The organism is Mesorhizobium sp. CA15 (assembly GCF_020165215.1).
GTDB lineage: Bacteria > Pseudomonadota > Alphaproteobacteria > Rhizobiales > Rhizobiaceae > Mesorhizobium.
The window spans coordinates 340889-364308 of sequence record NZ_JAIUHQ010000002.1 but is presented as its reverse complement, the minus strand read 5'-3'; the positions used below and the strand labels follow the sequence as shown (position 1 = coordinate 364308).

The window sequence follows — 23420 nt, the reverse complement described above, 5'->3', positions numbered from 1 at the left end:
CACACTGTGGCCGACGGATCGGCGCTCAGCCGATTGGCGACCACGCAACCGGCCGAGCCGGCGCCAACGACGATGTAGTCAAAGCTTTCAGTTTTCATGCCCAGCCCCTCGAGAATGCCGGCGCTCGAGGCATGGCAGAACAGGCCGCCGCGAAGGCGTATCCTTGTTCCGGAACCAGTTCCGCGCGGACGCATGTCCGGCTCCGCCCCCACCTCTTACAGCGCTGTCGATCCGACCGCTGGGACTCTAGGTGCGGCCATCGGTGCGAGAAATTCGGAAATGGTTACGCGTGACTTCGGAGATTCGTTATGGGCGCCCGCCGCCACGTGCTGCTACTTGTGAGCGCCAGCAGAGAAGCGGTCGGATGGCGGAGCCTGGCTACATCCACCAACTGCCCGAGATCGTTTTCATCCCGCGCGGCGGAAGCTGTCGGATGGTCAGAAGAGGACTGAGCATGTCGGTTGAGAAGATAGACACGCTCGTCGTCGGCGGCGGCCAGGCTGGAGTGGCCATGAGTGAGCATCTGAGCAAATGCGGGGTGCCTCATCTTGTCCTCGAACGCGGCCGGATCGCCGAGCGCTGGCGCTCGCAGCGCTGGGACTCCTTGGTCGCCAATGGCCCGGCCTGGCATGACCGGTTTCCGGGCATGGAGTTTCCCGTGACGGGTCCCGACGGCTTTCCTTCCAAGGAGGAGGTCGCCGACTATTTCGTCGCCTACGCAAAGCAGATCAATGCGCCGATCCGCTGCGGCGTGGAGGTAAAACTAGTGCAGAGGAATGTCGGCCGTCCAGGATTTCGCGTCGAGACCTCGCATGGCGTGATCGAAGCCAACAACGTCGTGGCCGCGACCGGGCCTTTCCAGGTCCCGGTCATCCCGCCTCTCGTTCCTGGCGATGCCGGCATCCTGCAAATCCACTCCAGCGCCTACCGCAACCCGGCGCAATTGCCGAAGGGCGCGGTGCTGGTGGTCGGGGCGGGATCCTCGGGCGTGCAGATTGCCGATGAGCTGCAGCGCTCAGGCAGGCGCGTCTATCTCTCGGTCGGACCGCACGATCGGCCGCCGCGCGCCTATCGCGGGCGCGACTTCTGCTGGTGGCTGGGCGTGCTCGGCAAATGGGATCTCGAAACCCCGGGACCCGGCACGGAGCATGTCACGATCGCGGTGAGCGGCGCGCGCGGCGGCGAAACCATCGACTTCCGCCGCCTGGCTGCGCAGGGGCTCACGCTCGTCGGCATGACGAAGGCATACCAGGACGGCGTGATGAGTTTCGCGCCGGATCTTGCGAAGAACATTGCCCGGGGCGATGCCAGCCTGATGTCGCTGCTGGACGAGGCCGACGCCTATGTCGAGCGCAATGGCCTCGACCTTCCGGAAGAACCTGATCTTCGCGAAATCGATCCCGACCCGGAATGCGTGACCAATCCGATCCTCAAGCTCGATCTTGCCGAAGCCGGGGTAGCGACGATCATTTGGGCGACGGGCTTCGCCGTCGACTACAGCTGGCTGAAGGTCGATGCTTTCGACGAGAGGGGCCGACCAAGGCATCAGCGCGGCGTCTCGACAGAGCCCGGAATCTATTTCCTGGGTCTGCCCTGGCAGTCGCGCAGAGGCTCGAGCTTCATCTGGGGTGTCTGGCACGATGCCAAGCACGTGGCCGACCGTATTTCAACGCAGCGCAAATATCTGGCCTACCACGCCGCCGCCAAGCGCGAGCCCGTGGACGCCTGACCAAAGCTGCGAGCCGATCCCTCATGGAGACCAAGATGGCGCACACGCGAATTCGCAAATTCAACACCAAGGACACCTATCCCGAGCAGAAGCTCGACAACGATCTCTGCCAGGCGGTCGTCACGCGCGGCGGCCGCACCGTTTATCTGCGCGGCCAGTGCCCGCAGGATCTCGACACCGCCAAGAACATCGACAGCCACGATCCGGTCGAGCAGACCCATAAGGTCATGCAGAACATCAAGCAGCTCATCGAGGAGTGCGGCGGCACGATGGAGCATCTGGTGAAGGTGGTGGTCTACATCACCGACGTCCGCCACCGCGAAGCCGTCTACCGGACGATGGGCGAATACATCAAGGGCGTACATCCGGTTTCGACCGGGCTGGTCGTGTCGGCGCTGGCGCGGCCGGAATGGCTGGTCGAGATCGACGGCACCGCCGTCATTCCGGACTAAGCGCCATGACCTTCTCCATCGTCGCGCGCTGCAGGCGCACAGGCATGTTCGGCGTGGCGGTGTCGTCGTCGTCTCCCGCGGTCGCGGCGCGTTGCGCCTATGCGCAGGCGGGCGTCGGCGCGGTCGCCAGCCAGAACGTCACTGACCCGACACTCGGGCCGCGGGCATTGGAATTGATGGCGCGCGGCGCCTCCGCCGCGGAGGCTGTCGCGATCCTGAAGCGCACGGCCGCCTTCAGTGAATACCGTCAGGTGCTGGCGGTCGACGCCGCAGGCGTCAGCGCGATCCACTCCGGGCCGAAAGCGCTCGGCATCTGGGCCGAGGCGCACGGCGAGGACGTTGCCTGCGGAGGCAACCTGCTCGCGAATGACGGCATCCCGCGTGCCATGGTCGACGCCTTCCTTGCTTCCGAAGGCCATCTCGGCGACCGGCTGATCGTCACGATGCGCGCCGCGCTTCATGCCGGCGGCGAGGCGGGGCCTGTCCGCTCCGCCGGCATGAGGCTGGTCCGCGATGTGTCCTGGCCCGTCGCCGACCTGCGTTGCGACTGGACCGAAGCGTGTCCGATCGAGCAGCTGGCAACGCTGTGGGAGATCTACGAGCCACAGCTCGATGCCTATGTCACCCGCGCCCTCAATCCGTCCGACGCGCCGAGCTACGGCGTCCCCGGTGACGAGTAGTCCGACCAGTTCTGGAGCGAGCATGAGCGAACTCAGCCACAAGGAGTGGGTCGGCAAGGCGTCCGCGATTCGCTTCCGCGACAAGGCGTTCATCGACGGCAAGCCGGTGCCGGCGCGCTCCGGCCGGACCTTCGCCAGCGTCAATCCGGCCACGGGAGCGACGCTCGCCGAAGTCGCCTCCTGCGGGGAGGAGGATATCGATTTCGCCGTCGCGGCGGCGCGGCGCAGTTTTGAGGCCGGCGTCTGGTCGCGAACGAGTCCCCAGCATCGCAAGCAGGTGCTGCTGCGGCTGGCGGAGTTGCTGCGCGAGAACCTGCAGGAGCTCGCGCTGCTGGAATCGCTGGATATGGGCAAGCTGGTCAAGGATGCCGCCACCATCGACGTGCCGGGCTCGGCGGCGATCTTCCAGTGGTATGCCGAAGCGATCGACAAGGTCTATGACGAAGTGGCGCCGACGGGCCAGGGTGACCTAGCTCTGGTGCGGCGCGAGCCGCTTGGCGTCGTGGGCGCCGTCGTGCCTTGGAATTTCCCGCTCGACATGGCCACCTGGAAATGCGCGCCTGCGCTGGCGGCGGGCAATTCGGTGGTGCTGAAGCCGGCCGAGCAATCACCTTTCTCGGCACTCAGGCTGGCCGAACTCGCTATGGAGGCGGGCCTGCCCGCCGGCGTGCTCAATGTTGTGCCCGGCCTGGGTGAGACCGCCGGCCAGGCGCTTGGGCGGCATATGGATGTGGATTGCCTCGCCTTCACCGGGTCGACCGCGGTCGGCAAGCTGTTCCTGCAATATTCCGGCCAGTCGAATATGAAGCAGGTCTGGCTGGAGACCGGCGGCAAGAGCCCCAATCTGGTGTTCGCGGATTGCGGCGACCTGGACGCGGCTGCCGACATGGCCGCCTTCGGCATCTTCTTCAACCAGGGTCAGGTCTGCTCAGCCAATTCCCGGCTTCTGGTGGAGCGCGGCATCAAGGACGCGCTGGTCGAGAAACTGGCCGAGCGCGCGGCGGCGACGCAACCCGGCGATCCCCTCGACCCGGCATCCAGGATGGGTGCGATGGTGGATGCGCGGCATGCGGCGACGGTCATGCGTTTTATCGATGGCGGCAGGAAGTCAGCCCGGCTGGTCGCCGGAGGCCGCCGGGTGGCCGTCGACGGGCGCGGCAGCTTCGTGCAGCCGACGATCTTCGACAATGTCTCGCCCGAGGATCCGCTCGCCCGCGACGAGATATTCGGTCCGGTGCTGTCGGTCATCGCCTTCGATAGCGAAGAGGAGGCGCTGCGGATTGCCAATGACAGCGTCTACGGCCTTGCGGCATCGCTTTGGACCGACAGCCTGTCGCGGGCACACCGTATCGCGGAAAGACTGCGGGTGGGCACGGTTTCGGTGAACACCGTCGACGCGCTGAGCCCGATGACGCCCTTCGGCGGCTTCAAGCAGTCCGGCTTCGGGCGCGATCTGTCGCTGCACGCGCTCGACAAATACACCGCGCTGAAGACCACCTGGATCAAGTACTGAGGAGCGGCCGCGACTTGATTGCAGCGACCAAACGGGCATCATAGAAGCCCATGCCGCTTCGTTTCACGCTCAGACAACTCGAGTACTTCGTCGCCGTCGGCGAGGCGGGCTCTATCGCCAAGGCGGCCGAGCAGGTCAATGTCTCGCCGCCGTCGATCTCGGCTTCGATCGCCCAGCTCGAAGCGGAGTTCGGTGTCCAGCTCTTCGTGCGCAAGCACTCGCACGCGCTTGCCCTGACGGCGGGCGGGCGCCTGTTCCTCAAGGAAGCCGCGCGGCTGCTCAACGATGCCGATGCGCTGCACGACATTGCCGGCGATATCGCTGAAAAGGTGCGCGGACCGCTGGCGATCGGCTGCCTGCTGACTTTCGCGCAGATCGTGCTGCCGGCGCTGCGCCGGAAATTCGAGGACGCCTATCCGGATGTGCGCGTCCGGCAGTTCGAGCGCAACCAGGGTCAATTGTTCGAGATGCTGCAGCGTGGTGAAATAGACGCAGCACTGACCTACGATCTCGAACTGTCGCAGGACATGACATTCGACCCGCTGATGCAACTGCCCGCCTACGTGATGCTGCCGGCCGCGCATCGCCTGGCGGGGAGGACGGGCATCACCCCCGAGGAACTGGTCGATGAGCCGATGGTGCTGCTCGATCTGCCCTACAGCCGCGAATATTTCCTCTCGGCTTTCCAGCCCAAGGGACTTCGGCCAAAAATCGCCGAGCGCACCGGCGACATCGCCGTGATGCGCTCGATGGTCGCCAATGGCTTCGGCTACGGCATCGCCAACATGCGGCCGCTCAACACCATGTCGCCCGACGGCAAGCTGCTGGTCTTCGTGCCCTTGCTGGGAGACATCAGGCCGCTGACAATGGGAATTGCGCTGCCGAACGCCGAGCATCGCACGCTGACGGTGCAAGCCTTCATCGACCACTGTCGCCGCTTCGTCGTCGAGCAGGGCGTCTTCGGCACCGAACGCATCGTCAAATGAGGAGGGTCACGGCCAGCCGTTGGCGAGCCGCGACAGCAGCCTCTCCAGCATCTCGTCGCAACGCCGCAATTGTTCGACGCTGACAAATTCGTCCGGCTTGTGCCCCTGCGCCATCGAGCCCGGTCCGCAGACGACGGCCGGCGTGCCGAGATCGCGGCTGAATAATCCGCCTTCCGTGCCGAACGCGACCTTCATGGTATCGTTGGCGCCGGTCAGCGATTTGACGAAGGCGACCGCTTCCGAAGCGACCGGCGTGTCGAGGCCCGGATAGGTGTTAGTGATCTCGATGTCGATCGCGGCTTCGGGCGCGATCGAAGCGGCGTCGGCCGCAATGCGCGCTGCGGCACCGCGAAGCCTGTCGAGAATGCCGGCGGCATCATCGGCGGCGACGTTGCGGATCTCGAAATCGACGACGCAAAGGTTGGGCACGATGTTGAGCGCCACGCCGGCATTGATCTTGCCGACATGCACGGTCGTGTAGGGAATGTCGTAGTCGCCGTCGCGCGCGCCGTCACGGACCAACCGGTCCTGTTCGTCGCGCAGCGCGCGCACGAAATCGCAACCGAGATGGATGGCGTTGAGTGCCAGCGGAGCAAGCGCCGAATGGCCTTCGCGTCCCTTGCAGATGGCGCGCGCCGCAAGCTTGCCCTTGTGCCCGGTCGCCACCTGCATGTTGGTCGGCTCGCCGACGATGCACAGCAGCGGGCGTTGGGGTGCCGCGCTTAGCATTTCGATCAGGTCGCGGACGCCGAGACATCCGATCTCCTCGTCGTAGGAGAGCGCCAGATGCAAGGGCGTGCGAAGCGCTATTTTCGAGGCCTTGAGGCTTGCCGCGAGCGCGCAGGCCAAGAAACCCTTCATGTCCGCCGCGCCGCGCCCGTAAAGCTTGCCGTCGCGCGCGGTCATGGCGAATGGCGGCAGCGTCCAGTTCTGGTCGTCGACGGGAACGACATCCGTGTGACCGGAGAGCATGATGCCGGGCTTATCGGCCGGGCCGATCGTGGCGAAAAGATTGGCCTTGTGCCCGTCGGCGCTGTGGATGATCTGGGAGGCGATGCCGTTTGCTTGAAGCAGGTCCACCGCATAGCCGATGAGGTCGAGGTTCGAGTCGCGGCTCACCGTCGGGAAGGCGATCAACCTCTCGAGTATTCTGACGCTGTCCATTCCTGTCCGGTCCCGTTGCCGCAGCCGTTCTCTACATCGCGCCGCGGCGGTCCTGAAGTCGCATTTGGCTCAGCCTTACTTCACCTGAGACTGATCCATGCAAGGGCGATTAGGCGCGTCCTAATCCGCACAGAAGAAATCCGTAGTTTTCCCGCGCACTCGTCAACTTATGAGTAATCTCGGCAGCAGCGGCAGCGCCAAGCCGATGGAAGGATTACATGCGCGACCCACGCTACGACATTCTGTTCGAGCCGATGAAGATCGGTCCGGTGACCGCCAAGAACCGCTTCTACCAGGTTCCGCATTGCAATGGAGGCGGCTATCGCGATCCGTCAGCCGCGGCGGAGATGCGCCGAATGAAGTCCGAAGGCGGATGGGGCGTCATCTTCACTGAGCAGACGGAGATGCATCACACCTCCGAGATCACGCCCTTCATCGAGCTCAGGCTGTGGGACGACGCCGATATTCCGGCCCTGGCCAAAATGGCCAAGGCCATGCACGAACATGGCGCGCTCGCCGGCATACAGCTTGCCTATTCCGGCATCAACGGTCCCAACCTCTACACCAAGGAGGTTCCGCGCGGCCCTTCGGCCTTGCCGATCCGCACCTTCACCAACGATCCGGTGCAGGCGCGCGCCATGGACAAGCAGGACATCCGCGACCTGCGCCGCTGGCATCGCAATGCCTTCAAGCGCGCCAAACAGGCGGGCTTCGACCTTGTGTGCCTCTATGGCGCGCATGGGTTCGGCATCATCCAGCATTTCCTGTCGACCGCCACCAACCAGCGCAGCGACGAATATGGCGGCTCGCTGGAAAACCGCTCGCGACTGATGCGCGAGCTGATCGAGGAAGGGCGCGACGCGATCGGCGACACGTGCGGCCTGACGCTCAGGCTGTCGCTGGACGAGATGATCGGCGAGCTCGGATTCGCCAACTCGGAAGTCCGCGACATGATCGAAATGCATGCCGAATTGCCCGATCTCTGGGACCTCGCTCACGGTGCCTGGGAGGATTGCTCGGGGCCCTCGCGCTTCAAGGAAGAGGCGGCGCAAGAAAGCCTGGTCTCCGGCGTCAAGAAGCTGACCTCGAAGCCGGTCGTCGGTGTCGGCCGTTTCACCTCGCCGGACGTGATGGTGAGGATGATCAAATCCGGCACGCTCGATTTCATCGGCTGCGCTCGCCCGTCGATCGCCGATCCTTTCCTGCCAAGGAAGGTCGAGGAGGGCCGCATCGAGGACATCCGCGAATGCATCGGCTGCAACATCTGCATCACCGGCGACATGACAATGTCGATCTCGCGCTGCACGCAGAACCCGACCTTCATGGAGGAATGGCGCAAGGGCTGGCATCCGGAGCGCATGCAAGCCAAGGGCGATAGCGACAGCGCGCTGATCGTCGGCGCCGGGCCTGCCGGACTGGAGGCCGCCCGCGCGCTCGGCCTGCGCGGCTATCAGGTCGCGATAGCGGAAGCCGGCACCGCGCTCGGCGGGCGCGTGGCGCGTGAATGCCTGCTTCCGGGCCTGTCGGCCTGGGGCAGGGTGCGCGACTATCGCCAGTATCAGCTCAGCCAGATGCCGAATGTCGACATCTATTTCGAAAGCCGGCTGTCGGCGGACGACGTCCTGTCCTTCGGCTTCCAGAACGTCGCCATCGCTACTGGATCGACTTGGCGGCGCGACGGCGTCGCGCGCGCCCATGTCGTGCCAATGCCGATCGACGCCGCCATGCCGGTCTACACGCCCGACGATCTGATGGGAGGCAAGGTGCCTTCCGGCAAGGTCGTGCTGTTCGACGACGATCACTACTACATGGGCGGCGTGCTGGCGGAGCTGATGGCGCGGCAGGGTGCGCAGGTGACGTTGGTAACGCCGTCTGCCTATGTCTCAGACTGGACCCGCAACACGCTAGAGCAGGGTGCCATCCACCGCCGCCTGGCGGCGCTGGGGACAGATATCGTCCTCAACAGGACTCTCACGACCATCGCGTCAGGTGGCGTCGTGACGGCCTGCGTCTATACCGGCGCGCGGCAGGAGGTGGCAGCCGATGCCGTGGTCCTGGTCACGTCGCGCAATCAGGACGATGCCGTTTGGCGCGCGCTGAAAGCCCGGGAAAACGAGTGGGCCGGCAACGGCATCCGTTCGATCAAGGTTATCGGCGATGCCGAAGCGCCGGGGCCGATCGCTTGGGCAACCTATGCCGGCCACCGCTTCGCCCGCGAGCTGGACGAGGCCGATATTGGTGACGCCCTGCCTTTCCGGCGGGAAGTGACGGCGCTGGCGGCGCAATAGGATAGAAGAGGGCAGCCGCAACTTCCCTTCCACTCTATTCTGCCCGCAAGCGGAGCGCGTATTTCCAGCAGGTATCATCCAATAGAATGCTGCCGACAACAGTCGGGGGAGCTTCGCGTTGAGGAGCTCGATTGCCTCTCCCGGTGGCGACCTCTTCCGTCAACGGTCGCTTCAGTCGAGCTGCAGGCATGCGGCCAGCGCGATCGGCCCGAGCGGACAGTGCGGCGCCACAGCCACGTCATAGGCTTCGGCCATCGCCGCGATCTTGCGGCTTTTGGTGATGCCGCCGGCGTGCGACAGATCCGGCCGACACCGCTTCCTCGAACACCGACTTGAAGTCCCACCCGCTGTAGAGCCGTTCGCCGAGCGCGATCGGCGTCGAGCCGAGCGCGGCGATCTCCTTCTGCGGCAGGATCGCGGAACGGCTAGATTCCAAATGTCACCATCGGGTCGCTCTGCTGCTCCCGCTTGAGTCGAGATATGGTCGGGTTGCCATCATCGGAGCGGCCGATCTTGCCGCACCCTGCGCGGTCGGCCCTGGAGTCGCTGAGGTCTGATCGGTGGGACAGCCATCGTTGCGGGCGAAGCCGGACAGGTATTGAAATGTCGGCATTACTGACGCTACCGGCTCGCGCCAGCCGATGCCATGCCGAAGGGCATGAAGCGGCCCGCCACGCAATGGGTTCGGCCGGGTCTAATAGGGCGAATGAAACACATGCGCGGCGAAGCTGTAGGCACGCGATAGCGTTGGACAACAGCCACGCTGCGTTGCCTGTCGCCTTCGATATGCGTGTTGTTGCTGTGCGGATTAAACGGATCGACCGTTTGCAAAAGCGAATTGGTGTTGTTTGCGTCGCCGGACGCAAGCGTCATCGTGTCGTAATTGTTGAAATAGTCGGCAGCACAACCCGACAAAAGTGTCACGCTCGCCGCGGCAAAATACGATCGCAAATCCATTGAGGCATCCCCCGACACCGGCTGGCATAATGCTCCATTTGCATTTTGTTGTCGAATCCGAGTTTGATCGCTTGCCATCCGTGCCAGCTAAGCAACGTTGGCAGCGGGTTTGAGATTTTGGGGGGACTATGAAGCGGTTTGCTTTAACCGTCGCTGCGATCGTTTGCGTTGCAGGCTGCGCTACACCACCGGACAAAATAGCAGGCGTGCCCAATTCTGGCCCCTGCACACAAGCCGACAAAGAGCGCTTGGCGGTCCTGACAAATCAGCAGAACAAGGCGGTGACCGGTGATGCGCTAGGTGTATTCCTCATCGGTGTGCCGGTCTCATCAATGTCCGGCGGCGACCATGAGACCGAGATCGCCGTGCTGAAAGGACGCTGCGGGCCGCCGAAGACGTGACAGGCTGAGTCGCAGTCAGCGTAAAGCCGCACGGATAACGACTGACGGTCCTAATCAACGTCATGCCCCAAGTCCCTATTGCGAAACTGCGCAGGGCGCATATTCTTTGGCATGGGGTCTTGATCGAGCAGTCCAAGGACCTGGACCCTGGACGCGGTGCTATTTGGTCGAGGATGGCCGAACTTTTCAATAGAGCCATCCGTGGGACAGAGCCATGCAGCACGGAGCCGTGAGTGATCCGGGCATGGGCCGAGGCCAGCTTGAGCCGGCCGACGGCGATATTGTCCGCGAGCAGGCCGTCCTCTTTCGTCTCACCGACCGACTTTACCGTGCCAACGGCCTTGGCGAGATCTACGATGCGGCCCTGGATGCCATATGCGACGCCCTCGGTTCGTCACGCGCCTCGATCCTGAGATTTGACAGCCACGGCGTCATGAGCTTCGTCGCCTGGCGCTCACTCTCTAATGAATACCGCGAGGCAGTTAACGGTCACACGCCGTGGACGCGCGGGGAGCACGATGCCGAGCCTATCTTTGTCGAGGATATTCGTCTCAGCGGTGAATCTCGGCAGATCATCGACACGGTCCTTGGCGAGGGAATCGAAGCGCTGGCTTTCATCCCGCTTGCCACCTCCCGCGAGCTCATCGGCAAGTTCATGGTCTATTATCCAGCACGCCATCGCTTCGGGGATCGTGAACGCGAACTTGCGTTGACCATTGCCCGTCAGCTCGGGTTTGCGATCGAACGGGAGCGGGCGGAAACCAGTGCGACGCGACTGAGCGCGCTCGTCGAATCCTCGGATGATGCAATCATCGCGACCGATTTGGATGGCATCGTCACGGACTGGAACAGCGGCGCTGAGCGTCTCTACGGCTACGGCCGCAAGGAAATGGTCGGACGTCCGCTCATGTTGCTGATACCGCCCGATCGGCAGATCGAGGAGCGGCAGATCCTGGTGCGCATTCGCAATGGAGAGCATGTCGAGCATTTCGAGACCGTTCGCCTGCGCAAGGATGGCAGCAGCATTCCCATCTCTTTGACCGCTTCCCCCATCGCGGACGCGTCTGGCGCAATTGTCGGTGTCTCCAAGATCGGCCGTGACATTTCCGAGCGGCTGCGGGCGCAGGAGCAGCGGGAGTTGCTGCTTCGCGAGATGGACCACCGCGTGAAGAACCTCTTTGCCATCGCAAGGACCATCGTCAATTTGAGCGCGCCAGCTGCTGAAACTCCGGCCGCGCTCGCCTCCACCGTTTCTGACCGCCTCGGCGCCCTTGCGCGGGCGCATGCGCTGACGATGCTCCCCTCGACTGGCCCGTCCGTTCAGGTCGCGACGAGCCTACATGCATTGATCGCCGCAATCCTCGCGCCATACCGGCATGGAACTGACGAGCAGCCCCGCTTCGCGATCAGTGGCATCGATCTGCCGGTGCCTCCAGCGATGATTACGCCGCTTTCTCTCCTGCTACACGAATTCGCCACAAACGCTGCCAAACATGGCAGCCTCTCGGCGCCCGCCGGCTCGATCGAGATCGCTTGCTCCAATAGAGACGGTAAGGTGAGTGTCCAGTGGAGAGAGGTAGGAGGACCACCTCCGGTCGCAACCGAAGACGAAGGCTTCGGAAGCCGCCTGATCCGCGCCGCCGCGAATGAGCTCGGCGGAGTCGTGCGAGATTGGGACCCCGCCGGAATTGTCCTTGAGATCACGATCGATAGTGAAAGATTCTCGGTCTGATGCCCGAGCCGCTTGTCAGCGCAGCAGCCCGTCGCTCTCAAAATCCTCCCATCCGCGCAGTTTGGCCTCCGAGTTTTCGTCTCGGCCATTCCTGGCTGAATGGGCAACCTCGCGGCCCTTCTTTTGCGCACGCTTGACTGCCGCCTTGGCGGCAGCGCGTCGCCGGTTCTCGGTGCGGGTGGCGTCGTCTTCTTCGCGCCAGACGGTGACCAGATCGCAATCGAGCACATCCTCGATGTGGCGCGGGTCGAAGACGTGGAAGGTGATCTTTCTGGCGCGGCCGCGAAGCTTGACCGTTCTGGTCCCCGAGCTCTGCAACCGACCATCCTTCAGCCAGCGGTGCCGCTCGCCCGACGAGATCGTCAGGATGTCCTCGACTTCGCGAGGGATGACCGGAAGGTCCTCGATGTCGCGCATGGCTTTGGACACGATAGCCGCTGCCGCTTGCACATCGGCATCGACGCCCTCCGGCAGGCGCAAGGTGAGCACGCGGGATTCGATGTGAAGCAGCTTTCTCAATTGCGCAGGAAGGCGCGCGCGGATCTCGAGGAAAATGCCCCTGGCCCGCATGGACGATCCCAGAGTTGCCGCCGGTGAAAGCGGCCACTCAGCCATTAATTTGGCGGTCGGTTCGGTTTTTCGGCGCCCGGGCATGTCCCATAAATAGGCCGGGCTGGGCCTGGCACAACGCCGGTGCAAGAGGCAACCCGGTGTAACGCGGCGCCACCGATCTTAGACAGAGGATTCTTCCAAATATCCGCCATCTGAGAACCCTCAACGGAGCGAATTGTCGATCGGCGAGTTAGGCTGGCTAGACGGAAGAGACTGGATTGGACGGATGGCAGCATCGAAAAGCAACGGTCACTTCACGCCAACCAAGGCGGCGCCGGAAGGCCTTGCCCCTGCCCTGGCGCGAAACATTGAGGCGCTGATCGAGAGGCGTAAACGAGAAGCCACGGCCGCATCGCTGGAGGAGCGCGCGGCCGCAGCGATAAGCGGCTTCGCAGGAAGCATGGTCTTCGTCTACTTGCACATTGTCTTCTTCGGGATCTGGATCGCCCTCAATCTCGGCATCCTGAGCTTTGTCAGACCCTGGGACCCATCACTGGTCATCTTGGCTATGTTCGCCTCGGTCGAGGCCATCTTTCTCTCGACCTTCGTGCTGATCAATCAGAACCGAATGAGTGCGGAGGACAATTCCAGGGCAGACCTCGATCTGCAGGTCAGTCTGCTTAACGAGCACGAAACCACCAAGCTTATCAAGCTGGTAGAGGAGATTGCCAAGCGTCTGAACATAGATACCGATGCGGATCACGAGCTCAAGGAACTCAAGCGCGATGTGGCGCCGGAGGCGGTTCTGGACAAGATTGAAGAGGTGGATGACCGTCGGACGCCCAAGTGACAGCTCGCCAATAGAAGCGGCAATTTGAAACTGAGCCGCTACCAGGTTGGGTCAATCAGAGGATAGGAGCATGTTCGACCACATCGGCTTCAACGTCGGGAATTTAGAAAAATCGCTCGCTTTTTACAAAGCAGTGCTCGCTCCTCTCGATCTTGGCGTGCTCGAATCCGGAGAGGGCTGGGCAATGTTGGGTGGCCATGCCGGTCGTCTCTGGATAGGGGCATTCGGACCCCCTCCTGCACCTATCCACATAGCGTTCCGAGCCGGCTCTCGCGCTATGGTGCACTCGTTCTACAAGGCAGGCCTCGCCGCCGGAGGTCGCGACAATGGCGCGCCTGGCATTCGCGCCCAATACGCACCGGATTATTATGCAGCTTTTGTGCTCGACCCGGACGGCCACAATGTCGAAGCCGTAGCCTTCGCCGCAGATGTCTGAAGCAGCGCACTCCATGTAAGGAAAACATTGTGACCCGGATCGCGACCTTCAACGTCAACGGGGTCAACGGCCGCCTGCCGGTGCTCCTGAAGTGGCTTGGCGAGACCGACTATGACGTGGTCTGTCTTCAGGAACTGAAAACATCCGACGAGAAATTTCCCATCGAAGCAATACGGGACGCCGGTTTCGGCGCGATCTGGCACGGCCAGAAATCCTACAACGGAGTGGCGGTGCTGGCGCGAGGGAGGGATCCGGTCGAACGTCGCCGGGGCTTGCCTGGCGATCCCGACGACACGCACAGCCGATATCTAGAGGCTGAAATCGACGGCCTGGTCGTCGGTTGCATCTACCTCCCGAACGGCAATCCGGCGCCGGGCCCCAAATTCGATTATAAGCTGCGCTGGTTCGAGCGTCTTGTCGACTACAGCAAATCGCTCTTGGGCGAGCGCACGGTGCTTTGTGGTGACTTCAACGTCGTCCCGACTGAGATCGATGCCGTAGTACCTCGCCGCTGGTTGGGTGACGCCGTCTTCTTCCCGGAAAGCAGGAAAGCCTATGCCCGCATGCTGGGCCTGGGTTGGGTGGATGCGATGCGTCGGATCCACCCGGGCAAGGGCATCTACACCTATTGGAATTTTTCGTATCGCGGCGGCTACGATCGAAGCTCCGGCCTGCGAATGGATCATCTGCTTGTAAGCCCGTCCCCTGCGGAGAGCATTCTGGCCGCAGGTGTCGACGTCGAGACCCGTGGATGGGAAAAGCCGAGCGATCACGCACCCGCCTGGATCGACCTCGGTTAAGACAGTTTGCTTGACCGCTCAAAAGACAAGGTGCTTGCGCTTTCGTCCGGTCTTTCTCGGATAGGCCTTCATGTCAACCGCGTTCCAGACGCCCCTCGCGGGTGGCGGGCTCAGTGCACCTTCACAAGCGGAACCTAATGTTCGCCTGCCGCTTATGCCGGAATGAGCACCAGAGGCATCAACTTCCTCGATAAATGGATGGCAGAGCACCTGCCGAACGCCATGACAGATGATCCCATGGCCGTCAGTGATCTCGCCGATGAGATGATGAAAGGGGCAGAGCGAGAAGGCATTCCGGCCAGCGAAATCCACGAGGAAGTTGATAGTGTGTTCGGGGTGATCTTCGAGGCGATGCATCATCGGGAAGGCAGCTTGCCCGAGGCTGAGAAAGCCGTGTTGGATCAGTTAGCGGCACGGCTGGCCAGGGAGGCCGGCATCTCAGATGACCAAGCTGGCGAACTGCTTAAGCGCATCGGCACGGACTGGGACTCGCTCCTTAACGAAGCGCATTTTCTGAAGGAGCTTGAAGGCAGGCTAGAGCAGGAATAAATACCTCTTCGGTGCGGTGACCCCTGCGCGAAGCACCAAATCGTCTGGACGGACGATCGGGGAACAGGGTGCGAAATCCTTTACCTTTTCCAACAGCGTCTGTTGACCTCGACCTGATTCGGACGAACTTGAAAAGGCAGGCTAGCCCCGGCTTGGTTCAGGCAGGCGGGTTCGCCGGTTCGTGAGGCCCCCGGTCAGACGGCCCAACGGAAGTCCAAACGGGGCTCCATTTTTCCGAGTGGTAAGCGCCTCATATCGAACTTCTTGACCGCGTCGCTTTCGCTGGAAGCGGACAATCAAAGCGTAGAATCGGCAGCTGGATGGGCCAGCATAAGCGGTCTATGAAAAAGACCAGCACGCCGTAGATAGACGACAAGCTAACTTTCACCAGCCGCGCCTGTGCCCTGTTGCTAGAAGTTCAAATTTGACCTTTCATGATCATGATTTGTCTAGAGTCTTTCCCATAGATTTTATAGCGTCTGCGCTATGAGTTTCGGCAGTTGTGAATCGCCGCCGGCTTACTATGCCGACGATAGGAGAACGCAATGACCCGCACTCACGTTGAACGTCTTGGAGAGTTCAGGGAAATCCTGGTCGCGACTCGACGCGAAGGCGTCCGTAATGTGCACCATACGCGCGACGCAATGCGGGCAAGTGGCTTTCAGATCGGGGATAGCGAAGGCTCCAGCTATGGTGCTCAGCTGAAAGCGCTCCAAGAAGAAATTGAGGCAGTTGATCGCGCCATCGAAGACGAGAAGCGGCTGGCCTTGGCTCTCGAAGGACGAACTCAATCCCGCCGCCCGACCAAGCCAAGGATCGTGAAGGCAACATAGAGTTAGCGCAATCGTTGGAGCTGGTTCGCGGCCCAACTCGGCTACTCTAAAAATTATGCTGATATTTGCCCCTCGACCAGGCTTTACACCGTCAGCGAGTATTCCGCATCGTTGCTGAGATCTCGCCATAGGGCGTGAGCCCGCACCGGCCCACCGACATAGCCTTGGCGCACGCCTTGCTACCCCAGCCGAACGCCTGCGCATCCTCCTCGGCGACGCCGCCGTCGACCATTAGCTGCTTGAGCCCAGCTGGCGTCCAGCGGTAGTAGTCATGCTGGCGCGCATGCACGTAGAACGGGAAGGGTGTGGCCACCAGCGTCCAGCCGCGGCTTGCTCATGACGTGGATGTTCGCTTCGGCCGCTTGCGGGCCCTGCACATGTTCCAGCGCGCTGACGGTCGGTTCGGCAAAAGGGCCGAGAGCCATGACCGTGAGCCTTGCGGACAAGTCGCGGCTTATCGAAAGTCCGCGGCATGCGCCCGTTCTGATCAATCTGGCAAAGGCGTGGACGATGGCGAAGCCCGCGCCGACAGCAACCCCGTAATGGAGGCTTACCATGGCGCGGGCTCTCCGCTTCTGAACCCGGGATACCTGAAACTGTCAGTTCAGCGTCGGTTCGCCCATCGTCTCGGCAAGAAAGGACGCGGCGATCAAATCGTCCGCGTCGATGCGTAAGGAGCCTTCGCCGCGCCCCATGATGGCCGCGACCTTCTGGAAGGTCTTGATCTCATGCGCGGTGATCCTGGCGTCCCGCATCCTGGTTCTCAGATCGGCGACACGCATCCCGAGCGACCGGGATGTTCCGATTTCTCTATTCGACATTGGTCAGTCCTCCTCCCCCCGCTCGTATCTGTTTCGCCGCCGCCCGAATTCGCAGCCTGCCCACAGTGAGGAGCATCAGCATGCAAGCTCGTGAGAATCTTCTGATATTATGAATTAATGATGAATTCGCGCGACTGTAGTTCAGCCCTGGATCGACCATCGTGATCACCGCGCCGCGCTCGGAGTATTCGAACGTGCCCAGAATCTTGTGAATGACGAAATCAGCTACATTGGGCGCCGAGCCGGCGTGATCTTCCCTCCATCCCGAAATCAGCGCGTCATCCCTTGGCAGCAGTCGTGTGCCTATTAAGTCTCCGACAACTGCACGACCGTTAAATATGTAGCGACTTGTATTAGCGTCCAGAATTATTAACGCTCCGCAGCATCGGTTGCGTCCTTGGAGCGGGCAGCCTCTCGGCAGAAGCCAGGCCGGGAACCGGATCTTTAACTGGCTGCTTTCCAAATGGGGTCTGGTCAGGTCGCGGTGTCGTGCAAGCGAGCGGCAAACGACTAGAAAATAGCGGCGTCATCGAGTTGCCGGATTTGTGGGCCCAGCACCGGCGAACGCCTTCCAGCATCAACCCTTGCGGCTACTGGCCAGGTGAATTGCCCAGCGCGTTGGAACCTCTTGCGAAACCGGGTGTTAAGCTGCGTTCAGGGGAATTCAACCTTTCATGGAACGACGAGTCTTGCCCTCCAGCATTTCTGGCGCGAAATCCCTGGCCCATGGCGAGCAGGTCGAAGGGCCCCGTGCGGTCCTGCTCCTCGGCAACGAGATGGAAGCTTTCTTCGAGAATGCAGCCGTGGCTCTCCACCTGGTGGCCAATGACGGCACCATTTTGCGCGCCAATCGAGCCGAACTGGACTTGCTCGGCTATTCCGCGGAGGAATACGTCGGCCGCAATATCCGGGAATTTCACGCCGATGCCGCCGCAATCGACGACATTTTGAACCGCCTTTCTCGGCATGAGCAGCTTCAACACTATCGCGCGAGGTTGCGCGCCAAAGACGGCTCCATCCGTTGGGTGGAGATAACATCAAATGTTCGTTCGGCTGGTGGTCGGTTCCTCAACACGCGCTGCGTCACCCTCGACGTAACTAACAAGGTCGAAGCGGAAGAGTTGTTGCGCGAACAGGAGCAGAGACTTGCCCTGACCTATCACAGCGCTGGTGTGGGAATCGTGGAAGCTGACGCCGAAGGCCGGCTGCTGCGGGTGAACGGACATTTGTGCCGTCTTTTGGGCTGTACGCAGGAGGACCTTGTTGGCCGATCTATTTTCGATCGGACCTTTCCTTCCGACGTCGAGGCGGATCGCACGAAATATCGCCAACAGGTCGCCGGCGAGATCAAAAGCTACACGATCGAGAAGCGGTTCGTCCGCAAGGACGGGTCGCTTTTCTGGGCTGTCGTAACCTCTTCCAGCGTCCACGACGACAGCGGACGCTTTCGTTACGCGGTACGGGTGCAGCACGATATCACCGAGCGCAAAGAGATCGAGGCGACACTCGCCCAAAGGGCCGAGGAGCAGGCTGCGCTGCATCAATTGACGGAAATGCTGCAGCACGCCTATACCCGCGAGGACGTCTACGAGGCTGCGCTCGATGCGATCCAGCGCGGGCTAAGATGTCAGCGCGCTTCTATTCTGCTTTTGGAAGGCGGGATCATGAAGTTTGCCGCCTGGCGGGGCTTGTCGGACGCGTATCGAAGTGCCGTGGAAGGCCATTCGCCCTGGTCCGCAGCAGACCACGATCCGCAGCCAATTTGTTTGCGGGATGTGGAACAGGCCGAGCTCCCCAGCAACTTAAGAGACGCAATCCGAACAGAAGGCATCGGCGCGGTCTGTTTCATTCCGATAATCGAAGGCGGGCGTCTGCTGGGCAAGTTCATGGCCTATTTCGACGAGCCGCACGAATGCTCGGCAGAAGAGATTGAAGTCGCCCGGACAATCGCGCGCCAGCTCGGGTTCGGCATTGAACGTGTCAGAGCACAGAATGCGACCCAGCGACTGGCGGCAATCGTGGAATCCTCCCATGACGCCATCGTAAGCAAGGATCTCAACGGCATCGTCTCGACCTGGAACCGCGGCGCCGAGCGCCTCTTCGGCTATACGGCCGCGGAGATGGTAGGCAAGCCCATCACCACCATCATTCCTAAGGATCGGCAGCACGAGGAGCCGCTGATATTAGGCCGCATCCGCAACGGCGAACTCGTGGATCATTTCGAAACGGTTCGCCGCCGCAAAGACGGAACGCTGATAGATATCTCTCTCACAATATCGCCGGTGCGGGATGCCTCAGGCCGTATCGTCGGAGCTTCCAAAATCGCCCGAGACATAACTGACAAAAGGATAGCGGAAGCGAAAATACAAGACAGCGAGCGCCAGCTTAAAGACCTGCTCGCTGCCATTCCTGCCGCGATCTACACCACCGATCGCGACGGCAAGATCACCTATTTCAATGAAGCGGCGATGCAACTCGCCGGCCGAACGCCCGTGATTGGCACCGACGAATGGTGCGTGACATGGAAGCTCTACTGGCCGGACGGAACGCCGCTTCCCCACGATCAATGTCCCATGGCCATCTCGTTGCGCGAAGGGCGGCCCGTCCGAGGATATGAAGCGGTGGCCGAGCGGCCGGATGGAACCCGGGTTCCATTCATTCCCTATCCGACCCCGATGCGCGATGCCGCTGGAAACATCACCGGCGCCATAAATATGCTGGTCGATGTGAGCGAGCGTAAGCAGGCCGAAACCCAGCAACGGATCTTGCTCGACGAGCTCAATCATCGCGTGAAGAACAACATGATGATGCTGAAGTCCCTGCTTTCGGTTGCGGCGAGGACCAGCAAGAGTTCAGAGGCCCGGACCGTTCTGGATGAGGCCAGCAAGCGGGTGGCCGCCATGGCTGCCGCTCAGCGAGTCCTCTATGACACGCCCGACGCCATCAACTTCGGTGCCGGACCTTTCTTGGGAGCTGTTTGCGAGACCGCAAGACAGATGTTCCCCCCGGCTGTTCAGTTGTTCTGCGAGGCAGATCCGATCCAACTGCCAAACGACATTGCGATGCCGCTGGCGCTCACTATCAACGAGCTTTTGATCAATGCCGTGAAGTACGGCTTGCCGGGAAATGGGCCTGGAACCATCCGTGTTTCCATCAGACAGAACGGCCGAGCCATTAGCCTTGTGGTCGAGGATGAGGGCCCGGGCTTCGAACTGAGTTCGGTGCGCTCGTCGTCGTCAGGCCTGCGACTTGTCGAAGGCCTAGTGCGACAGATCGGCGGGACTTTTGAAGTTAGCCGGCACCCGTCCAGATGCACCGTGACCTTTTGTCTGATGCCCCAGGAGATTGGCCTTGCGACCGAAAGCAGCGATACCTGAGTTGAGCCGTGCGGGGGATATTAATCGATCGTTCGGGCCGCAGGTCGTCTTCTCCCGAGATGATGTGAGCGGAGGACACGCTGAAACCACTCTGAACCAGTCGATCTTGGTCGTCGAAGACGACTACCTGATCGCGCTGGATATAGAGGCCGGACTGCTGGCCGAAGGCTTCTCGCTAGCGGGCGTCGCGACCAGCGCCGATGAGGCGATAAGTATGGCGCTCTCGACCAAGCCGGTGATTGCCCTGATGGATATCCGCTTGCTTGGCAAGCGGGACGGCATCGACGCGGCCGTGGAATTGTACCGCGAGCTTGGCATACGATGTATCTTTACGACGGCGCACGGTGATCGCGACTTGAGGCTTCGAGCCGAGGCGGCCAGACCGCTGGGCTGGGTGCAGAAACCCTATTCTATAGCGACGCTAGTCGCAGCCATTCGAGATGCCTTTCAGGAGCTCAAGAAGGAGAGCTGAACGCGCGGGGAGGGCCAATTAAGCAGTTGGATCCGCCGAGCGCGCCACATCAGTGCTTGATTTTGGGTGCCAAGGTGCTCTGCTCTCTTCGCCTTGAGGCAGGTTCATCTCGGTCGCGGCCTTGCTTGTACATGATCACGGCTTTTAACGTTTTGGGGGCTGTCGCGCCCCATCTTCGGAAGATCTGCAAGGCCGTCCGGATATATCGTGACCCTGCCTTCCTCGACATGCGTGACAGCGCCCATGCGCTCGATCTGGTGGGAGCAGGATATGGAAGGGCCGGCGAACGCTGCGGGATTGCCTCCGCTCCGGATGATTCTCGACACCAACAACAGGTTGATGTACGAGCCGCTGCTGGGGAGATCGAGCCATCGCGCGCCGAATTCGCCGGGCGCATGATCGGGGCCTTTGCACGCGTGGCCGCAATCTGTTGGCTGATGATCACACGGTCCGCAATCGAGCTGTTCTGAAGGGTTCGCGAACCCTGCGCAACCGAAACGCAACGACAACGTCTGGCGACCAACGCTGACTAACGTCTCGCACCCAAGGTGCTCGAAACATCAAGCGAAAAGTGCAGACAGGTGCGGGAGACGATTCCGCCTCTCCGCTCTTGCAGGCTCGTCTACCCGTCAGGACGGTGACGGGTAGACGAAACCGAGCCTCGTCAGGTCGGCAGGTTCAATCAGCCCGAATCTTATTTTTTCTTGCGAGCGGCGGCTTCGGCGCGCACAGGCGCCTCGTTGATATTGGCCGCGCCGCCCATGTCGCCATTCTTGGTTCGTCCGGCCCCCGGCCCGGCGCCTATATCCGCGCCTGTGGTCGGATCGGAGGAGGGATCCGAAAGCGTCCGCTCTCCCATTTTTGTAACCACTTTCATGTCTTTGGCCGCCAGCTTGACTGTTGCTGTCCCATCGCCATCGTCCGCTGGCATGACTTCCTCAAGATCGTCCACGCGGTCCCATTCGTCTCCCGAATTCCATGGCCCATTCGTGTCCCCTTCACCCTGCGACGTGTTGACGTACATACTCGCATATTTCTCAATGCCGGGGAGCTTGCCCGTCGGAAAGTTGTTCTCGATCGCGTAGAGTGCTTTCTCGAAAGATTTTTGATGCGCGATTTCGCGCGTCATGAGGAATCCGAGGGCGTCTTTGACGCCGGGATCTTCGGTGATGTTGATCAGTCGCTCATAGACGATCTTGGCACGCGCCTCGGCGGCAATGTTAGATCGCAGATCGACGGTAGGCTCGCCGCGGGAATCGACATAGGCGGCAGTCCACGGGACTCCGGCCGAGTCGCACAACGCAGGTGCGCCGCCAAATAAGATGGACTCTTTGGCTGTCGTGCCGCTTGCGCCGACCATCAAGTACAGTTCGGCTTCTTTCATCTGCCCTTCGGCCAGCTGCGCCTTCAGGCCTTTGTTGAGCATGGTGACGATCGAGCCGACGACCTCGAGATGGCTGAGCTCCTCGGTCGCTATGTCGAGCAACATGTCCTTTCGGCCGACATCGTCTTCGCCTAGCCCTTGGGTGAAATAGCGCATTGCGGCGGCAAGCTCCCCATCGGCGCCGCCGAACTGCTCCATGATCATGCACGCCAGCCTCGGATTCGGCTCGGAAACACGAACGGTGTATTGCAGTCGTTTATTGTGCATGAACATGAGGCTTCCTCCAAGGGTTGGCGTTCCGTAACCTCCCAACACCTGGAATGTTCCTGCGTTTAAGACAGAATGACTTAAAACGTGCGTTTTCTGAATCCGCGGAGCCGCGTTGACGTCGCGTGCTCACCCGGATCCGACTTTGCACGAGAATTCCTGCAAGCTAACCTTTTGCAATACTTGAGTGGGAGGACCGAGACGATCAGAGCGCGTTGAGGCGCCGACGTGTCAGTCGGGCCTGAAGGAGAACTACCACCAGGAGGAACAGTCCTCGGATCACTGATTGCCAGTAGGCCGAAAGCGAGATCCATCCCATCCCGTTCTCGAAATTCAGAACATTGAAAAGGATGCCGAGCAGGAGCACGCCGGCGAGCGTGGTCACAACCGAACCCGAGCCGCCGGTGAGCAGCGTCCCGCCGACCACAACGGCTGCGATGGCGAACAATTCCCACCCCACTCCTTCAATGGGCTGTCCCGCCCCAAACTGCGATGCCAGGATAACGCCGGCGAGCCCTGCGAGTCCCCCGCTCGCGACATAGACCAAAAACTTCACACGATCGGTCCGCAGGCCCATGAGACGCGAAGCATCCTCGCCGCCGCCGATTGCCAGCACCGCCCGTCCGGTGCCGGTGTAATTCAAGACAAGGGAACCAATGAGATATGCCACGATGGCGATCGCCGCCGGGATCGGAAACGTCCAGAAATTGCCTTGGCCGATGGCAGTGAAGCCCGATTCATAGGAGACCGAAACGGTCTGGTTGCCCGCAAGCAGGAGGGCCGAGCCACTGGCGGCCTGCATCGTGGCGAGAGTGGCTATGAACGGCATCAGATTGGCGCGTGTGACAAGGGTCGCATTGATGAACCCGGCGGCCAGCCCAGCGCCTATACCCGCCGCGAGACCAGGAACGATGCCATAGGGGCTTGCCAATGCCGAAGCCACGCTACCCAAGGCAGCGACGGAGCCCACGGAAAGATCGATTCCCCCTGTCATGATGACGAAGCACATACCAAGCGCCACCAGCGCGAACATGGAATTGTAACGCAGGAGAGTCATGACGTTGTAGAAGCTGAGGAACCGATCATAGCGCAGGAAACCGAATAGAATGAGCGCAGCGAGGGCGATCAATACGCCGTAGGTGCCAATAATGCGGACGAGGCGGGCACGATTCATAAG

At 61.5% G+C, this 23420-nt stretch carries 23 protein-coding genes and 1 pseudogene; 16 read left to right on the top strand and 8 right to left on the bottom strand.

What is annotated here, in order from left to right:
* Positions 1-454: 454 nt before the first annotated feature.
* From LB515_RS05185 to LB515_RS05165, 5 genes are read left to right on the top strand one after another with little or no spacing between them, the layout of a single operon-like run.
* On the top strand, positions 455-1729 hold the full coding sequence (locus LB515_RS05185) for a flavin-containing monooxygenase (RefSeq protein ID WP_224706957.1): 1275 nt from the start codon (positions 455-457) through the stop codon (positions 1727-1729).
* 35 nt (positions 1730-1764) lie between these two features.
* Positions 1765-2181, top strand: a complete 417-nt coding sequence (locus LB515_RS05180; protein WP_224523308.1) for a RidA family protein — start codon at positions 1765-1767, stop codon at positions 2179-2181.
* Positions 2182-2186: 5 nt separating this feature from the next.
* Positions 2187-2861, top strand: coding sequence for a DUF1028 domain-containing protein (locus LB515_RS05175; protein WP_224706956.1), 675 nt, complete (start codon positions 2187-2189; stop codon positions 2859-2861).
* 22 nt (positions 2862-2883) lie between these two features.
* On the top strand, positions 2884-4374 hold the full coding sequence (locus tag LB515_RS05170; protein ID WP_224706955.1) for an aldehyde dehydrogenase: 1491 nt from the start codon (positions 2884-2886) through the stop codon (positions 4372-4374).
* A gap of 50 nt (positions 4375-4424) precedes the next feature.
* Positions 4425-5360 (top strand): LysR family transcriptional regulator, encoded by a 936-nt coding sequence (locus LB515_RS05165; RefSeq protein WP_224706954.1) that lies wholly within the window; start codon positions 4425-4427, stop codon positions 5358-5360.
* A gap of 6 nt (positions 5361-5366) precedes the next feature.
* Here LB515_RS05165 and argE read toward each other — a convergent pair whose 3' ends face one another.
* The gene (argE, locus tag LB515_RS05160) at positions 5367-6524 is read right to left on the bottom strand and encodes an acetylornithine deacetylase (protein ID WP_224706953.1); all 1158 of its coding nucleotides are present in this window, start codon (positions 6522-6524) and stop codon (positions 5367-5369) included.
* 218 nt (positions 6525-6742) lie between these two features.
* Here argE and LB515_RS05155 point away from each other — a divergent pair, with 218 nt between their 5' ends.
* On the top strand, positions 6743-8812 hold the full coding sequence (locus LB515_RS05155) for an NAD(P)-binding protein (protein WP_224706952.1): 2070 nt from the start codon (positions 6743-6745) through the stop codon (positions 8810-8812).
* A 174-nt stretch (positions 8813-8986) separates the two neighbouring features.
* On the opposite strand, the pseudogene LB515_RS05150 reads toward LB515_RS05155, so the two are convergent.
* Together LB515_RS05150 and LB515_RS05145 are read right to left on the bottom strand one after the other, a co-directional pair.
* Positions 8987-9215, bottom strand: a pseudogene (locus LB515_RS05150) (enolase C-terminal domain-like protein); the annotation flags it as partial.
* Positions 9216-9433: 218 nt separating this feature from the next.
* Positions 9434-9847 (bottom strand): hypothetical protein, encoded by a 414-nt coding sequence (locus tag LB515_RS05145; protein ID WP_224706951.1) that lies wholly within the window; start codon positions 9845-9847, stop codon positions 9434-9436.
* A gap of 50 nt (positions 9848-9897) precedes the next feature.
* Here LB515_RS05145 and LB515_RS05140 point away from each other — a divergent pair, with 50 nt between their 5' ends.
* Positions 9898-10170: a hypothetical protein gene (locus LB515_RS05140; RefSeq protein ID WP_224706950.1), complete on the top strand. Its 273-nt coding sequence runs from the start codon at positions 9898-9900 to the stop codon at positions 10168-10170.
* Positions 10171-10384: 214 nt separating this feature from the next.
* Positions 10385-11902 (top strand): PAS domain S-box protein, encoded by a 1518-nt coding sequence (locus LB515_RS05135; protein ID WP_224637584.1) that lies wholly within the window; start codon positions 10385-10387, stop codon positions 11900-11902.
* Between the two features lie 15 nt (positions 11903-11917).
* On the opposite strand, the gene LB515_RS05130 is transcribed toward LB515_RS05135, so the two are convergent.
* Entirely contained in the window at positions 11918-12556 is a 639-nt protein-coding gene (locus LB515_RS05130) for a hypothetical protein (protein ID WP_224543044.1), read from the bottom strand.
* A 184-nt stretch (positions 12557-12740) separates the two neighbouring features.
* Here LB515_RS05130 and LB515_RS05125 point away from each other — a divergent pair, with 184 nt between their 5' ends.
* The 5 genes from LB515_RS05125 (at position 12741) to LB515_RS05105 (ending at position 15922) form a co-directional block, all read left to right on the top strand.
* Positions 12741-13304 carry a DUF1003 domain-containing protein gene (locus LB515_RS05125; protein ID WP_224523298.1) on the top strand — a complete coding sequence of 188 codons (564 nt, stop codon included), beginning with the start codon at positions 12741-12743 and terminating at the stop codon, positions 13302-13304.
* Positions 13305-13374: 70 nt separating this feature from the next.
* Positions 13375-13740 carry a VOC family protein gene (locus LB515_RS05120; RefSeq protein ID WP_095770219.1) on the top strand — a complete coding sequence of 122 codons (366 nt, stop codon included), beginning with the start codon at positions 13375-13377 and terminating at the stop codon, positions 13738-13740.
* Positions 13741-13769: 29 nt separating this feature from the next.
* Complete coding sequence (xth, locus tag LB515_RS05115; RefSeq protein WP_224706949.1) at positions 13770-14540, top strand: exodeoxyribonuclease III; 771 nt, start codon at positions 13770-13772, stop codon at positions 14538-14540.
* A 162-nt stretch (positions 14541-14702) separates the two neighbouring features.
* Entirely contained in the window at positions 14703-15089 is a 387-nt protein-coding gene (locus LB515_RS05110) for a hypothetical protein (protein WP_224543041.1), read from the top strand.
* 545 nt (positions 15090-15634) lie between these two features.
* The gene (locus LB515_RS05105) at positions 15635-15922 is read left to right on the top strand and encodes a hypothetical protein (RefSeq protein WP_095768510.1); all 288 of its coding nucleotides are present in this window, start codon (positions 15635-15637) and stop codon (positions 15920-15922) included.
* Positions 15923-16013: 91 nt separating this feature from the next.
* On the opposite strand, the gene LB515_RS05100 is transcribed toward LB515_RS05105, so the two are convergent.
* Both LB515_RS05100 and LB515_RS05095 read right to left on the bottom strand, forming a co-directional pair.
* Complete coding sequence (locus LB515_RS05100) at positions 16014-16235, bottom strand: hypothetical protein (protein ID WP_318011932.1); 222 nt, start codon at positions 16233-16235, stop codon at positions 16014-16016.
* A 286-nt stretch (positions 16236-16521) separates the two neighbouring features.
* Positions 16522-16743 carry a hypothetical protein gene (locus tag LB515_RS05095; protein WP_224706948.1) on the bottom strand — a complete coding sequence of 74 codons (222 nt, stop codon included), beginning with the start codon at positions 16741-16743 and terminating at the stop codon, positions 16522-16524.
* Between the two features lie 674 nt (positions 16744-17417).
* Here LB515_RS05095 and LB515_RS05090 point away from each other — a divergent pair.
* From LB515_RS05090 to LB515_RS05080, 3 genes are all read left to right on the top strand, one after another.
* Entirely contained in the window at positions 17418-20120 is a 2703-nt protein-coding gene (locus LB515_RS05090) for a PAS domain S-box protein (protein WP_224706947.1), read from the top strand.
* Positions 20095-20592 (top strand): response regulator, encoded by a 498-nt coding sequence (locus tag LB515_RS05085; protein WP_224543039.1) that lies wholly within the window; start codon positions 20095-20097, stop codon positions 20590-20592. Before LB515_RS05090 ends, LB515_RS05085 begins: the two co-directional genes overlap by 26 nt.
* 125 nt (positions 20593-20717) lie before the next feature.
* Positions 20718-21062, top strand: a complete 345-nt coding sequence (locus tag LB515_RS05080; RefSeq protein ID WP_224523281.1) for a hypothetical protein — start codon at positions 20718-20720, stop codon at positions 21060-21062.
* A gap of 224 nt (positions 21063-21286) precedes the next feature.
* Here LB515_RS05080 and LB515_RS05075 read toward each other — a convergent pair whose 3' ends face one another.
* Both LB515_RS05075 and LB515_RS05070 read right to left on the bottom strand, forming a co-directional pair.
* Entirely contained in the window at positions 21287-22249 is a 963-nt protein-coding gene (locus tag LB515_RS05075) for a manganese catalase family protein (RefSeq protein WP_095768513.1), read from the bottom strand.
* Between the two features lie 199 nt (positions 22250-22448).
* A complete protein-coding gene (locus LB515_RS05070; protein ID WP_224706946.1) occupies positions 22449-23417 on the bottom strand; it encodes an ABC transporter permease in 969 nt (322 codons plus the stop codon).
* Positions 23418-23420 lie beyond the last annotated feature (3 nt).